Here is a 14,954-nt window from a genome sequence, read left to right on the forward strand (position 1 = left end):
GATCCTACTTTATGAAAGCATCACTCTTAGCCATTTCAATTTCTAGCGTATTAGCTGCACCTGTTTTTGCTTCTGCACTTCAAATTGACGTAGAACTAGCAAACCAACAAACACTTCAACTTATTGACGGCCAGATGAACGCTATCGATGCTTCTGTTCAGTATAAATTAAACGAACAATATGCCAATGCCACTCCAGGCACGACGGCTACAGTCGATGACGTAACTTACGAGAAACAATCTAACGGTACTTGGGCTGCAGTTGGTGCGGCTTCGGCAACACTGGTAGCAGGGCTTTTGAGCACGTCGTCTAGTTCCAATAGCGACAATGGTGTGGATTATCTTCCACAACACCCAGACGTTGATGTTGACGCTACACCACGTTGGTCTCCTGAATTCGGTGAAGACCGTCCCGAGATGGAAGAGCGTGACCTGACAGTTAAGATCATTAACGGCGAAATCCACGTTATCGACGAAAACACCAGCGAATGGGTCGGAACAGTTCAACGCAAAGATGGTGAGATCATTTTCCGTGGCAACGGAGACTTCGAAAAAACTCTAGTAAAAATTGAAGGTGACCTAGAAGCTAACGGCAGTGCAGCCATCGTTAAAGGTAATGGCGAATGGTTAGCAACTGTTGAGCGTGTGGACAGTGGTTTTGAAATCACGGGAAGCAATGGAACTATTGTCGTTGATAGCTTGCGTCCTAGCCTACCTGCGTCTCCTGAACATCCGGACATGGACTATGATGATACTCCACGTTGGTCTCCTGAATTCGGTGAAGACCGTCCCGAGATGGAAGAGCGTGATCTGACAGTTAAGATCATTAACGGCGAAGTACACATCATCGACGAAAACAGTAGCGAGTGGGTAGGTACTGTTCAACGCAAAGACGGTGAGATCATTTTCCGTGGCAACGGAGACTTCGAAAAAACTCTAGTAAAAGTTGAAGGTGACCTAGAAGCTAACGGCAGTGCAGCCATCGTTAAAGGTAATGGCGAATGGTTAGCAACTGTTGAGCGTGTGGACAGTGGTTTTGAAATCACGGGAAGCAATGGAACTATTGTCGTTGATAGCTTGCGTCCTAGCCTACCTGCGTCTCCTGAACATCCGGACATGGACTTTGATGATACTCCACGTTGGTCTCCTGAATTCGGTGAAGACCGCCCCGAGATGGAAGAGCGTGACCTGACAGTTAAGATCATTAACGGCGAAATCCACATTATCGACGAAAACACCAGTGAATGGGTAGGTACTGTCCAACGCAAAGATGGCGAGATCATTTTCCGTGGCAACGGAGACTTCGAAAAAACTCTAGTAAAAGTTGAAGGTGACCTAGAAGCTAACGGCAGTGCAGCCTTAGTTAAAGGTAATGGCGACTGGTTAGCGACAGTTGAACGAGTTGACAACGGTTTTGAGATAACTAGTGGCAAAGGAACTATTGTAATTGATAGCCCTCGCCCTACTCTCCCAGCCTCTCCAGAGCACCCAGATATGGACTTTGATGATACACCTCGTTGGTCTCCAGATTTCGGTGAAGACCGTCCCGAGATGGAAGAGCGTGACCTGACAGTTAAGACCATTAACGGCGAAATCCACATCATCGACGAAAACACCAGCGAATGGGTAGGTACTGTCCAACGCAAAGATGGCGAGCTCGTATTTATTGGCAACGGAGACTTTGAAAAAACGCTACTTCGTGTGGAAGGCGATGTTACTTCTGACCAATTCTCTTTAGTAAAAGGCAACGGTCAATGGGTTGCGACTGTTTCAAAAATAGATGATGGTGTACGTATTCAAACAAAGAATCACGACCATGTGTTTGATGGTTCAAACATCGACCGTAGCAAACTTCAATCTATCGACCCAACCAAGCTACAGAAAGCTAAATCAGCAATTCAACAGCGTTTACGCAGCTAATAGTTAGCCTGATTTAACCCGCTCACCCGATAATAGTTACTCCTATTATCGGGTGTTCTACTCACTAGCTAAGGAAAGCGATTCGGAATTTGAATATGAAACGCCTTCTATTAATACTTGCTTCAACCTTCCCTTTTTACTCATCTGCAAATGACACCCTTATTGAATCTATTGAGCGTTTTACTGATATTTTTTCCGTCAGCTTATCTCAAAATCCAGACAACGAGAAAACAGTTGCCACTCTTGATATAAATTATCAAATCAATGATAAGTTGCGTGTTTTTGGAGAAGTTGATACTCAAGAATACTGGCAAGCCGGTGTTGGCTACTCTTTCTGGCAAGGCGATACGTACTACACTGAAAATACGGTAAAAGTCAGTGAGCATGAAATCACAACGGGAATCTTTGCCGCGAAGCTAATCCATGAACAATGGACATTAATCGGAGATCTTAATTACAACTACATGGATAGAGATTTCGATGCTTGTCTTCCAAACTTATGCGTGGAATATAGAGCCTCTGATACATTCGATTATAGCGCTGGCGCTCTGTGGAGCCCGATTCAATATGCTGATTTTCTTTACAAATTCAACCAAGAAATCGGATTCAAAAAAGATACCCAAGACTTTTACATTAAAGATGGTACCGCTATAGGGCCTGGATATATCAGAAATGAAACTAGAACCAACATCCACTATCACGAGGTAGCTATATTCCTTAACTTGAAGTATGTAAAACCGTCCGTGACCTACACGATATACCCTGAAAATAAAAACTATGTGGAATTCGGTTTAGCCTTCGATTTCTAACTATTTAATAAGTGTTTAAGCTCATTTCGCAACTCTTGATGCTGCCCATTAGTTTGATACTTCTTGTGATAGAAAAACTCAAACTCCACCGGGCGCATCGCAAATGGAGGTTCATGAATTTGTAAACCGATGGTTTTAGCCAAATGGATCATGCTAACCGGAACCGCAGCAATATAGTCAGTTCCTTTTACTGCTAAGATCAAGTTAGTTAGATTTCGAACTTCAATTGCCACATCACGTGTGAAGCTCTTTTCGGAAAGAAAGTCGACTATTTGAGTATCTTGACGAAGTAACTTTAAGGTTACATGCCGTGCTGCAAGAAACTCATCCATGGAAATCTGCTCACCAAACTGACTAACCTCGGGATCGCTCATCAATAACAGTCTATCTGTTGTCGCAAATTCAGAAGATAAGCTAGCTTGTTTCGGTAAACCGGTATCTACCACTAAATCGACTCTATTTAACCGGATATCTTCAACGACGTTATCAACGGAAATTGGTGATTCGACTAATTGGACACCATGAAGCATTGGCATTTTATGTAATAAGTTAGCTGGCATATAAACAGTAAAATCACGCTTTCTTGATACTGCACCTTCCATCAACTCTAAAGCATCAGATAATTGACCAGCCAATTTGTGAGCCATTGAGGTTGGCTCTATTGATCGCCCTACTCTTACGAACAACGCATAGCCAACAACCGCTTCAAACCTCTTGATTGCAGCACTGACCGCAGGTTGAGTTAGCTCTAACGATTCGGCAGCTTTGGTTATCGATCTTTGTTGATATACAGAGAGGAATGGCTTTACTAAATTGAGATCAAACACGCTTTACTCCATCAAAACGGTGTACTCTTAGTGTAACAAAAAAGCCGAATGCTAGAAGCAATTCGGCTTTATTATTATCCAACAGTGTTATGTGGAACTGTCGCTATTAGTGCTCGCGCGTCGCTCGGAACTGAACGTCAGGGAAACGTTCAGAAGCTAGGTTCAAGTTCACCATTGTAGGTGCGATGTAAGACAGGTTATCACCACCATCTAACGCTAGGTTAGCTTGGTTCTTACGTTTGAACTCTTCTAGTTTCTTCACGTCATCACATTCAACCCAGCGAGCTGTTGCAACGTTAACACCTTCGTAGATAGCTTCTACGTTGTATTCCGCTTTCAAGCGCGCTACAACCACGTCGAACTGAAGTACACCAACCGCACCAACGATCAGGTCGTTGTTCTGCATAGGACGGAATACTTGTACTGCGCCCTCTTCAGAAAGCTGAACCAAACCTTTTAGAAGTTGCTTCTGCTTTAGTGGATCGCGTAGACGAATACGACGGAATAGCTCAGGCGCGAAGTTTGGAATACCAGCGAACTTCAAGCTTTCGCCTTGAGTAAAGGTATCACCAATCTGGATTGTGCCATGGTTATGCAAGCCAATGATGTCACCAGCATACGCTTTTTCAGCTCGCGCACGGTCGCCCGCCATGAAAGTTACCGCATCCGAAATACTTACGTTCTTGCCAGTACGAACATGATTCATCTTCATACCTTGGTTGTAAGTACCCGAAACGATACGCATAAATGCGATACGGTCACGGTGCTTTGGATCCATGTTTGCTTGGATCTTAAAGACGAAGCCAGAGAACTTCTCTTCTGTCGCTTCAACATCACGCTCGTTAGCTTGACGAGTTTGAGGACCCGGAGCCCACTTAGTCAAACCATCTAGCATGTGGTCAACACCAAAGTTACCCAATGCTGTACCGAAGTAAACAGGCGTTAGTTCACCAGCAAGGAACAAATCGAGATCAAACTCAGGACATGCGCCAATAACCAATTCAAGCTCTTCACGAACACTGCTCGCCAGATCTTCGCCAACAGCTTCGTCTAGTTCAGGGTTATCTAAACCTTTAATGATGCGAACTTCTTGGATCTCATGGCCGTGGCCAGATTCATACAAGATCGTTTCATCACGATGAATGTGATAAACACCTTTAAACTCTTTACCACAACCGATTGGCCATGAGATTGGAGCACAAGCCATACCTAGCTCGCTTTCCACTTCATCAAGCACTTCCATTGGGTCACGAACGTCACGGTCAAGTTTGTTCATAAACGTTACGATTGGAGTATCACGTAGACGCGTTACTTCCATCAGTTTACGAGTACGATCCTCGACACCTTTCGCAGCATCGATAACCATCAAACAAGAGTCAACCGCTGTTAGTGTACGGTACGTATCTTCCGAGAAATCTTCGTGTCCTGGAGTATCGAGTAGGTTTACTAGGCAATCATTGTATGGGAATTGCATTACCGACGTGGTTACCGAAATACCACGTTCTTTTTCCATCTCCATCCAGTCAGATTTAGCGTGCTGGTTAGAGCCACGACCTTTTACGGTACCCGCTTTTTGAATTGCGTTTCCGAATAAAAGAACTTTTTCAGTAATCGTGGTTTTACCCGCATCCGGGTGAGAGATAATTGCAAACGTTCTACGTTTGCTCACTTCTTGTTGGAAAGACATAGTCGCCCTTTGCTGATCTAAAGCGTAAAAAGGGCAAGTAGATAATACTTGCCCTTGAATTCTGTGTGCGGATTATACAGAAAGCGAGTCACTTTCTAAAGGGTCAGTTTACACCCTATTTTGTGGCTAATTCTGTGGTTAGTTACCTAGTCGGCTAAAAGACGTAACACGCCCTAACTAAACGACATAAAAAGATAGCTCATAATGATCGCATCTTCGTTGCCTTGCTTGGTTGGGTAATAGTTACGGCGGCGGTCGACTTCATTAAAGCCAGCCTTCTCGTAAAGATTAAAAGCATTCACATTACTTTCGCGAACTTCCAACCAAGCACTTTCCGCGTCAGCTTGTTCACACATATCGAGAAAGTGCTCAACCAAAGCCTTGCCGTAACCTTTACCTTGCTGCTTAGGGTCAACCGCTATCGTCAGCAAAGTAACCTCACCGACAATGTTCTGAGCATAGAAATAGCCGACAACCTTTCCATCGACTTCTAAAACACGGTGGCTGCCTCCACGACTATTAAGATCACGGATCATATTTTCAGACCAAGGATGAGAATGCGCGGTCTGCTCAATTTGCCAAATTGCGTCTAGGTGTTGTTCTGAAGTGGGTAAAAGTTGATTAGTCATAAGCACAAATTTGTTGCCATAAGTCGCGGCGATGTTGGTTATTACCGTTAATGTCAGACAGTAATGGAGATTGAAGTGTTTTTGCCTTCAGTTCATGGGCAGATTCGCAACCAGCAAACCATACCCATTCAACCGAACCTAAATCCACAGCAGACAAGTGTTGTGGTTGAAGGTGTAAAGCCTGAGATAAGTCGAGCTTGATACTTTTAAGTACGCGTTCAAACATCACGGCGAGATCTTCCTGAGGTTTTTCAGGCGAAACCAGTAGCAACTTACAGTCGCTCGATAGTGGAATCAATTCAGATTCGTAGCCAACCAAACGCTCTGGGTGACTAAGCTCCCATTGGCTGATGTCCATCTCTTGCAGGTATTGTGCGTGTGTTTGTGACATATCTAGCGGTGTAACCTTAGGTTTGTTGGTATTGCTCTTCTTAGAGCGAACTGAAAAGGAGCTCATTGGGGCTGATACTAACAAAAAATAAAGGAGCATCAAGCTCCTTTATTTAGACTAAATCAGTTTGTATCGGATTACATGGTAAATCAGCTTATAAGTCGTTGAACTCTGGGCTGTAAGCAATCTCACCAGAATGCCCAGCAAACACACCCTCTACCAACTCAATCGCTTGGAAAGCACCTTCAGGTACATCCCAAACACAACTCAGGCCAAACTCGCTCGCAGCCTTAAAACCAAAGCGGCCGTAGTAAGCAGGATCACCAAGCACAACACAGGCTGGGTAACCGAAATCTACCAATGTAGAAAATGCGTCTTCAACCAGTGATTTGGCAATACCCTGATTGCGGTACTCTTCTTTCACTGCAAGAGGCGCAAGTCCCTGCCAGTTATGATCGTCACCATGGAGAGTGATAGGGCTAAACATCAGGTGACCAACCACCTCGCCCTCATCAGAACAAGCCACCAGCGATAGCGTTAAATGGCTATTCTCACGCAAACTCATAACCAAATTAGCTTCTGCATCTGTTTCAAAAACAGATTTCAATAAACGATCAATGACAAGTATATCTGCCGGTGCTTCAGTTCGAATAAGCATTCATTACCTCACTTTGTGTATCTGGGGATTGTACTCCCTTCTGCACAAAATCAGCTAATTGATTTAACAAAGTTTTCATAGGAGTCGGCAATACGTCTAAATCTACGCTATCCATCAAGTTTTTGACTTCTAAACCAAGCTCGGTATCGCCCTCAATAGACAGTCTACGTTGAAAGAAAAGCGTATCTGGGTCTTCTTTACGCCCGGCAATCAGCACAAGATCGTTAAGGTTTCCGCTAAAGCTTACATCTTCAACAACCTCGTTATCAGCTACAACTAGTTGCTCATTTTGATAGCTAATACACCAACTTAACCCCATATCTTTTATTGAGACTTTAAGCCACTTGTCTTCTAAGAATTCAAAGTCACCGTCCTCTAAAGCTTCCTTAAAGACATTCTTAAGCGCCTCCAATAAGGCTCTTTTTTGTACTGTTTTAGGCAATAACTGGACTGGAGATCGCAAAATTGATGCGGCATTTTGAACTAGTTGAGTGCGAATCTTGTTTATCACGTGACTTATCCGTAACTTTGTCAATAATATGGAATGCATCATAGATGATGTTGAAATCTCAGTTACTGTTATGTATCAAATTAACTTCGGTTTGATACTCGACCTTTAATATCCTGAAAATCACAGTTATAGTAACTCAGGTCATGAGAATTACAGCGGATCGCTGCACTCACAGGTAAATATCGATAGCCACACAAAAAGTAATAAATATTTATCGATAGTGAATATTCAAGCTCTTGGAGAATTGGTAGTACTTTGATGCCTCCCCAGCAACTACAACATTGGTTTACCCAGCTAACAGCAAACAGTCCGTTCTTTTTTGCGGTACTTGACGCCCAACATAACTATTTTATGGTTAATGAGCGTTACTGCGATATTGCTGGTTTGAGTAAAACCGAGCTTGCTGGCATGAATGACCGCCAAACATTAGGTGAGCAATTCTACCAACATCTTAAGCCTTACTATGAGCGTGCATTCAATGGCGAAACGATTGAGGCCGAAGTCACTCTCAACGAAACTGACCTCGATACCAGCCTTCATTTCAGCCTATCTCCGCTGACGAATGGCAACAAAACCGACTACATTGTCTTTCATGCCTTCGACACATCAGAAAACCAAGTACTTGCTCGTTCTTTAGAAGAATCCGAAGCGAAATTCCACAAGCTATCTCACCTACTCCCTGACGGATTACTGTTAGTTGAAAGTGACTACATCTTGTCATCAAACCCAGCAGCAGCACGCTTGCTCGGCTTTAACTCCACCACCGAGTTAATTGGCGAAGAGTTGGGACGATTATTCATCGATGAACAAACCAAAACAGTCTTCAATAATAACCTCAGTTCTATTATTTCTGAGTCTGGTTTGGTTTGCTTAACGGGTGCCCGATGCGGCTTTGAACGTAAAGTTCAACTCAACATCGACTCCACCACTATTCTTGGAAGTAACACTCAGCTTGTGCTTATCCAAGATGCACAAGAGACCACAAAGCAGTATACGCCAGCAAACAGTGAAGATGCCTACATCGATGCACTGACCAAGCTCTACAACCGAGTTGGGTTCACCAAACGTCTTGAGCAGTTCATTCAAAACGATACGCCAGTTGTGATGCTCTACTTAGATATTGATAACTTTAAGAATATCAATGATTCACTAGGTCATCACATTGGCGATAAAGTGATTAAAGAGGTTGCTTCACGCCTAAAACGTTTACTGCCTCGTCAGGCCGTTATTGGTCATTTAGGCGGGGATGAGTTTGGTATTATCCTGCCAGAACCTGAACATCAGCGAACACCTGAAATGCTCGCTGAAAAGATCATTTCCCTGATCAATCAACCCTTCGATCTTCACCACTTTAGTAAGCGCTTAGCCTGCTCGATTGGCAGCGTGAACTTTCCTCAAGATGGCACCGATGCTCGTATCTTGCTGCAAAATGCAGACACCGCAATGTATGAAGCGAAAGATCGTGGACGTAACCGCCTGATCAAGTTCAACGAACAGATGAACAAAGAAGCGCGTATGCGATTGTGGTTGGAGATAGAGCTACAAAAAGCACTGCAACAGAATGGACTTGAGGTTTGGTATCAACCTAAGGTCAACGCGCGTGATTTCACCATCAACGGTGCAGAAGCTTTAGTGCGCTGGAAGCACCCAGTAGAAGGCTACATCAGCCCTGCCGCATTTATCCCTGTAGCGGAACGAGCTGGCCTTATTGAACAACTTGGCCGAGTGGTGATGCGTGAAGTATTTGCCACGGTTAAGCGTTGGAAGATGCAAGGTATCTTGCCAGGTAGAGTGGCTATCAACTTGTCTCCAGAGCAATTTGGTAACCCGAAACTGATTGATTACGTTGAAAAGTTACTTCGTTCAACAGAGCTTGACCCTAGTGCTATTACGTTTGAGCTGACAGAAAGCGCGGTGATGAGTGATAGTGAACACACACTTCAAATGCTTAACGCTATAAAGAAACTCGGCTTTGCTTTATCTATCGATGATTTTGGTACGGGCTACTCTTCTCTGTCTTATTTGGCTCGATTCCCAATTGATGAGCTTAAGATTGACCGTGCTTTCATCTCTGATATCGATACGCTACCAAAGCAAATCACTGTGATTGAAAACATCATCAACCTGGGTAAATCTCTCGATTTAACTGTAGTGGCAGAAGGCGTCGAAACCAGTGAACAAGCGACCCTGCTTTCTAACCTCAACTGCAGTTCAATCCAAGGCTTCCACTTCTATCGCCCACAACCGAAACAAGACGTCGAAGAGCTGTTTGCCCAAAATCGTCGCCATAAGAACTAGTACACGATTCAACTATCCCCCAGTCAAAAGCCACGCCAAAGAACAAAAGCCTTACTAGTCAGTACCCCAAACGGAGTAAAAGCAGATTTATCCATCTAAACCTGCCTTACATCAATTCCGTCATTCATAATTCTTCATAAAATACTCGCTTCAATTTCATTCTACTGGTAGTGAGCAAATGGAACTCTTATGCCCAGCGGGTAACTTACCTGCTTTGAAAACAGCTATTGATTGTGGTGCGGATGCTGTCTATATCGGATTCAAAGACGATACCAATGCCCGACACTTTGCAGGCCTTAACTTTGCGGGTAAAAAGCTCGATCGTGCTGTGCAATATGTGCATGACCGCAACAAGAAAATTCACGTTGCCTTAAATACTTTTGCTCACCCAAATGGCTTCGAACGCTGGACAAATGCCGTAGACAACGCCGCAGCACTAGGTGTTGATGCGCTGATCATTGCTGATATCGCAGTACTTGAGTACGCAGCAAACAAATATCCAGAACTAGAATTGCATCTATCGGTTCAAGCTTCTGCGACCAATGCGGCTGCAATCGACTTCTACCACAAGAACTTCAATGTAAAGCGTGTGGTATTGCCTCGCGTATTGTCGATTCATCAGGTCAAACAGCTTTCTCGTAATATCACTTCTGACGTTGACCTTGAAGTATTCGCTTTTGGTAGTCTATGCATCATGGCGGAAGGTCGTTGTTACCTCTCTTCATATATGACCGGCGAATCACCCAATACCGTTGGTGCTTGTTCTCCAGCAAAATACGTTCGCTGGCAAGAAACAGAAACAGGTCTAGAGTCACGCTTGAATGAGATTCTTATCGACAAGTACGTAACTGGCGAAAACGCGGGCTACCCAACACTGTGTAAGGGTCGTTTTGAGGCGGATATCGATGGCGAGCGTAAGCGCTACCATGCACTTGAAGAGCCAACTAGCCTCAACACGCTGTCTATGCTGCCTGAGCTATTTGCTGCCAACGTTGCCTCAGTGAAAATTGAAGGCCGCCAACGTAGCCCGGCTTATGTTGAACAAGTGACTCGTACGTGGCGTGCGGCCATTGATCGCTACTTAGCGAATCCAGAACAATACCAAGTGGAACAAGCTTGGAATGCGACACTGGCGAATGTATCTGAAGGCACACAAACCACCCTTGGTGCTTACCACCGTAAATGGCAATAGCGCCAAATGGAGAACTCAATGAAATACGCATTAGGCCCTCTACTTTACTTTTGGCCAAAACAAGACGTTGAAAGCTTCTATGAGCAAGCAAAGTCTAGCTCTGCCGACATCATCTACCTTGGTGAAGCGGTGTGTTCAAAACGCCGTGAGATGAAAGCCAAACACTGGATGGACATTGCCAAAGAGCTGTCGGCTTCCGGTAAGCAAGTCGTGCTATCGACGATGGCGTTGTTGGAAGCGCCAAGCGAAGTCAACATCATGAAGAAGTACATCGACAATGGTGACTTTGCGATTGAAGCCAACGACGTATCTGCCATTCAATTAGCCAGCGAAAGCAAAGTACCGTTCGTGGTTGGCCCTGCAGTTAACACCTACAATGCACGCACTCTGAACCTGTTTTTGAAGCAAGGTATGACGCGCTGGTGCATGCCTGTTGAGCTTTCTCGTGAATGGCTGAGCAACGTCATGACACAATGCGAAGAGCTTAATATCCGTAATAAGTTCGAAGTAGAAGTATTTAGCCACGGCTACCTACCACTTGCTTACTCAGCACGATGCTTTACCGCTCGCGCAGAAAACAAAGCCAAAGACGATTGCGAAACCTGCTGCATCAAATACCCTACCGGCCTACAAGTCGATAGCCAAGAAGGCCAGTCTGTCTTTAACCTTAACGGTATTCAAACTCAATCAGGTTACTGTTACAACCTAGTCAATGATCTACCTAGCATGCATGACTTGGTTGATGTGGTTCGTTTAAGCCCATTGGGCATCGATACCTTCTCTGAGATCAACAACTTCAAAGCCAATGAGCATGGCCAAAAACCAATGACCATTGAAAGCCGCCAATGCAACGGTTACTGGCACCAACTTGCAGGTTTAGACGTTAAGAACATCTAACTCCTCATTGAATCAATCAGTAACAGATACAAAAAAGGTCTAGCATTCGCTAGACCTTTTATCATTCAGTTTAAGAAAAGCGACCTATGCCGTCGCGGTTTCCAGCGGCGCAACATCGAGCTTCTTTACGTCTTTGTAGAGCATGATCATAACAACTACGCTTAACGCGATATTGGACAATGGATAGGCAATCCAAATCCCCGGCACACCGTACAATTTAGGCATGATGTACAAGAAAGGTAATTGGATAAGCATATTACCTATCGTCACAAACATCGCCTTGCTGCCTTTGTTCACCGCCTGATAGTAAGCACCCGCTACCACCAAGAAGCCATCAAGCGCCAGTGCAAACATGTGCAGTCGGATACCCAACACTGTGTACTCGACTAGCTGTGGTTCATCCGAACTAAACACAGAAACGAACTCACGTGGGAATGCGTTCAGCAGCAATACAAACGCGACACCGATCAATACCGAACTCACCATCGCAATCTTAAGTAACTTACGAATGTTTGCTTGATTACGCGCACCATGGTTGTAGCTTACTAATGGCTGCATGCCGTTGGCGATACCTTCCGCTGTGAGATAATAAACCGTCACTATGTAGCCCAAAATAGCGTAAGCACCAATCATCAGCTGATCGCCATATTGAGAGAACAAGGCATTGTGCAGCGCCACCATCATCGAACCATAAGCGTACATAAAGAAGCTCGAGGTACCAATGGCGAAGATGTCAGGAATCACCGATAACTTCAGTCTCAGTTCACTCCAACGTAAACGTAAGTTTGCTCGACGTGAGAAAAAGTAAGCCAACCCCAAACCCGTTACCACAAACTGAGCAATTGCGGTTGCCAATGCAGCACCCTTCAATTCCCAACCAAGCTGCGCGATAAATAGGTAATCCAATACAATGTTAATCACCGCACCGACAATCATCAGTATGGTGGCCAAGTTAGGACTGTCATCGTTACGCAGTAAAAACGGCATCGCGATAGAGCCTAAAGTGAAGACACTAGCGCCAATCAGAATATGTAAGTATTGCAGGCCTAGTTCATACACTCGCCCTTCAGCACCCTGCCAAAGCAAGAAGTTATCGGCAAACAGAAACAACAATCCAGAAACAATGGGTGTTATCGCCAACAGCAAGGTTAGGCCGGTTGCTAAGATCTGCTTAGCACCTTTCGTGTCTTTTTCGCCTTGACGGATCGAGACAAGCGCCCCCGTCCCCACTCCCACGAGCATACCAATACCGAGGATCGCCCCAATAACAGGCCACGCAACGTTAATGCCCGCAAGTCCATCGGCCCCCACATAACGGCCAATGAAAATACCATCCACCACTTGGTAAAGGCCATTAACTAACATGGCCGCTACGGTAGGTATTGTGTATCGCCAGAATTGACGACTAATTGAGTTACTCATTTCTTACTCTACTTTCTTCAGTGAGTCGCATACCAATGGGATATGACTCGTAAAACTAGTTAACAAGACTAACTAAATATCTAAATTATTTATTTCAAAGCCTTGTTTAATAATAGGTTCAGCTGGTGGGATTCTTGCTCAGACAAGCGACTTTCCAGTATCTGTGCCATGACCTGATAGATTTTACTTTCTTCTTCCAAACCGACTTCAGCTTTTTGGGTCAAAATCACCAGCTTAGATCTCGCATCTTCAAGAGACGCTTTGCGCTCAACTAGACCTTTTCTTTCTAGCCTTTGAACCATAGTCGTCGCAGAAGGTTTTGTCACCTGCATCTCAATAGCAAGGTCTGTTAGTCGAATAGGCTCTAACGATGCTTGAATGACCTTCAAATAATCGTACTCATTGAAGCTCAACTGGCAGATAGGATCTTCATTAACTTGAGTTCGCCATATCTTAGAAGCAAAGCGTTCAATTTTTTCTAGATTTTGGTCCAGCATAGATTTCCAACCACAGAATTTGCATTTAGTTAGCAAGGCTAACTATTTTAGTGTTGTTTAAATAAAAAGCAATCAAAAACAAGACCCCCGTTTATAAAAAAGGAGCATAAAAAAGGGCCATAAAAAAACCGCTGATAGGCAGCGGCTTTTCGGAATCAAAATGTATCGCTTACTTAGCGTTAGCTTCTTCTTCGGCCTCAGCCAACTTAACTTGTGCTAAATGCTCGGCTTTAAGCGTAGTGAAGATACGACTTAACTCTAAAAAAGAGTAACGGTGTTCTACGTATTCATACACGTTAAAAGAAACTGCTAACTTGTACAAAGAGATCGCATTCGCGTAATCACCATTCATGTGGTGACGCTTAGCAAGGTAGAAGTACGTTTCCGTCAGACGTTGAGCTAGGAGCGTATTGTCACGAGTCCCGGTTAGGATAGCTTTGAATGCCTGCTCTTCGGTAATATCGTCAAGCATGATCGCAACTAATACCCAGCCCCACTGTTCGTCACGGCTCTCGTAACGCTTTTGAAGATCAAGCTTTGCTTGTTCTGGCGTGAGTTCATGCTGAATGATGTAAAGCCACAGAGCGCGAAACGGATCGCTAGGATCATCAGCGTAGTGCTTCATCATCTCTTCGTTAGCTAAATCATAACGCTCGCCATAGTAGAGAGCGATAGAGCGATTTCTTTCTGCATATGAGTTTGCAGGATCAAGCTCTAACGTAGAATCAAAAGATTCATAAGCGGCATCAAACTCCCCTACCTGCGTAAAGTAAACACCCAAAAGATTGAAGATATCAGGTTGAGCGGGGTTCAATGAAAGAGACTGATTGAAATCAAGACGCGCTAAATCGCGCAGGCCAACGCTGTCGTAATAATTACCACGCTCGAACAACATTTTAGCTCGAACTTCATCGTTCAAATCTGGGCGTTGTAATAGCTGACTAAGACGCGCTATTTGCACTTCTTGCTGAACACTTGGTTGAAGCGGCACAGCCATTGGTGGATAAACCCAACGTGAGGTGTTATCTGATGTTGTCGCACAACCAGTTAGTACAAGCAGTAAACACATACTCGCGGTTTGAAACCATTTCACAAATAATTACTCCTGTTATGACCGCAATAAAAAAGGGGAGCGATATGCTCCCCTTTATAACATGCTTTTTTACCAATGGGTTAGAAATCACTAAAAAGCGATAGTCCCATTAATAGGCTAAGAA

The 14,954-nt window shown here is 44.3% G+C and carries 14 protein-coding genes; 5 read left to right on the plus strand and 9 right to left on the minus strand.

All coding sequences use genetic code 11. The annotated features are described in order from the left end of the window. Positions 1–11: 11 nt before the first annotated feature. Both DUN60_RS11165 and DUN60_RS11170 read left to right on the plus strand, forming a co-directional pair. Complete coding sequence (locus tag DUN60_RS11165; protein WP_114633969.1) at positions 12–1,919, plus strand: hypothetical protein; 1,908 nt, start codon at positions 12–14, stop codon at positions 1,917–1,919. A gap of 95 nt (positions 1,920–2,014) precedes the next feature. Further along, on the plus strand, positions 2,015–2,728 hold the full coding sequence (locus DUN60_RS11170) for a hypothetical protein (protein WP_114633970.1): 714 nt from the start codon (positions 2,015–2,017) through the stop codon (positions 2,726–2,728). On the opposite strand, the gene DUN60_RS11175 is transcribed toward DUN60_RS11170, so the two are convergent. The 6 genes from DUN60_RS11175 to ubiT all read right to left on the minus strand — a co-directional run bounded on the left by DUN60_RS11175 (position 2,725) and on the right by ubiT (position 7,431). Then, positions 2,725–3,555, minus strand: coding sequence for a LysR family transcriptional regulator (locus tag DUN60_RS11175; RefSeq protein WP_114633971.1), 831 nt, complete (start codon positions 3,553–3,555; stop codon positions 2,725–2,727). The genes DUN60_RS11170 and DUN60_RS11175 overlap by 4 nt on opposite strands. Positions 3,556–3,661: 106 nt before the next feature. Then, a complete protein-coding gene (gene prfC / locus DUN60_RS11180) occupies positions 3,662–5,242 on the minus strand; it encodes a peptide chain release factor 3 (protein WP_004734481.1) in 1,581 nt (526 codons plus the stop codon). Positions 5,243–5,415: 173 nt separating this feature from the next. Further along, a complete protein-coding gene (gene rimI, locus DUN60_RS11185) occupies positions 5,416–5,871 on the minus strand; it encodes a ribosomal protein S18-alanine N-acetyltransferase (protein WP_029222735.1) in 456 nt (151 codons plus the stop codon). Further along, positions 5,864–6,262 carry a DNA polymerase III subunit psi gene (locus DUN60_RS11190; RefSeq protein WP_114634321.1) on the minus strand — a complete coding sequence of 133 codons (399 nt, stop codon included), beginning with the start codon at positions 6,260–6,262 and terminating at the stop codon, positions 5,864–5,866. Before DUN60_RS11190 ends, rimI begins: the two co-directional genes overlap by 8 nt. Positions 6,263–6,416: 154 nt before the next feature. After that, positions 6,417–6,920 carry a GNAT family N-acetyltransferase gene (locus tag DUN60_RS11195; protein WP_004734484.1) on the minus strand — a complete coding sequence of 168 codons (504 nt, stop codon included), beginning with the start codon at positions 6,918–6,920 and terminating at the stop codon, positions 6,417–6,419. Beyond that, complete coding sequence (ubiT, locus tag DUN60_RS11200; protein WP_004734485.1) at positions 6,904–7,431, minus strand: ubiquinone anaerobic biosynthesis accessory factor UbiT; 528 nt, start codon at positions 7,429–7,431, stop codon at positions 6,904–6,906. The genes DUN60_RS11195 and ubiT overlap by 17 nt, the downstream gene beginning before the upstream one ends. Before the next feature lie 258 nt (positions 7,432–7,689). On the opposite strand from ubiT, the gene DUN60_RS11205 reads away from it, so the two are divergent. The 3 genes from DUN60_RS11205 to DUN60_RS11215 all read left to right on the plus strand — a co-directional run bounded on the left by DUN60_RS11205 (position 7,690) and on the right by DUN60_RS11215 (position 11,818). After that, positions 7,690–9,729 (plus strand): sensor domain-containing protein, encoded by a 2,040-nt coding sequence (locus DUN60_RS11205; RefSeq protein ID WP_114633972.1) that lies wholly within the window; start codon positions 7,690–7,692, stop codon positions 9,727–9,729. Positions 9,730–9,907: 178 nt separating this feature from the next. Next, positions 9,908–10,921, plus strand: coding sequence for a ubiquinone anaerobic biosynthesis protein UbiU (gene ubiU / locus DUN60_RS11210; protein WP_114633973.1), 1,014 nt, complete (start codon positions 9,908–9,910; stop codon positions 10,919–10,921). A gap of 18 nt (positions 10,922–10,939) precedes the next feature. Further along, a complete protein-coding gene (locus tag DUN60_RS11215) occupies positions 10,940–11,818 on the plus strand; it encodes a U32 family peptidase (RefSeq protein ID WP_162808221.1) in 879 nt (292 codons plus the stop codon). A gap of 84 nt (positions 11,819–11,902) precedes the next feature. Here DUN60_RS11215 and DUN60_RS11220 read toward each other — a convergent pair whose 3' ends face one another. From DUN60_RS11220 to nlpI, 3 genes are all read right to left on the minus strand, one after another. After that, positions 11,903–13,240 (minus strand): MATE family efflux transporter, encoded by a 1,338-nt coding sequence (locus DUN60_RS11220; RefSeq protein ID WP_114633975.1) that lies wholly within the window; start codon positions 13,238–13,240, stop codon positions 11,903–11,905. 89 nt (positions 13,241–13,329) lie between these two features. Beyond that, the gene (locus DUN60_RS11225) at positions 13,330–13,737 is read right to left on the minus strand and encodes a MarR family winged helix-turn-helix transcriptional regulator (protein ID WP_004734490.1); all 408 of its coding nucleotides are present in this window, start codon (positions 13,735–13,737) and stop codon (positions 13,330–13,332) included. Between the two features lie 169 nt (positions 13,738–13,906). After that, positions 13,907–14,830, minus strand: a complete 924-nt coding sequence (nlpI, locus tag DUN60_RS11230; RefSeq protein WP_004734491.1) for a lipoprotein NlpI — start codon at positions 14,828–14,830, stop codon at positions 13,907–13,909. Positions 14,831–14,954: the final 124 nt, after the last annotated feature.

Source organism: Vibrio splendidus (assembly GCF_003345295.1).
Lineage (GTDB): Bacteria > Pseudomonadota > Gammaproteobacteria > Enterobacterales > Vibrionaceae > Vibrio > Vibrio splendidus_K.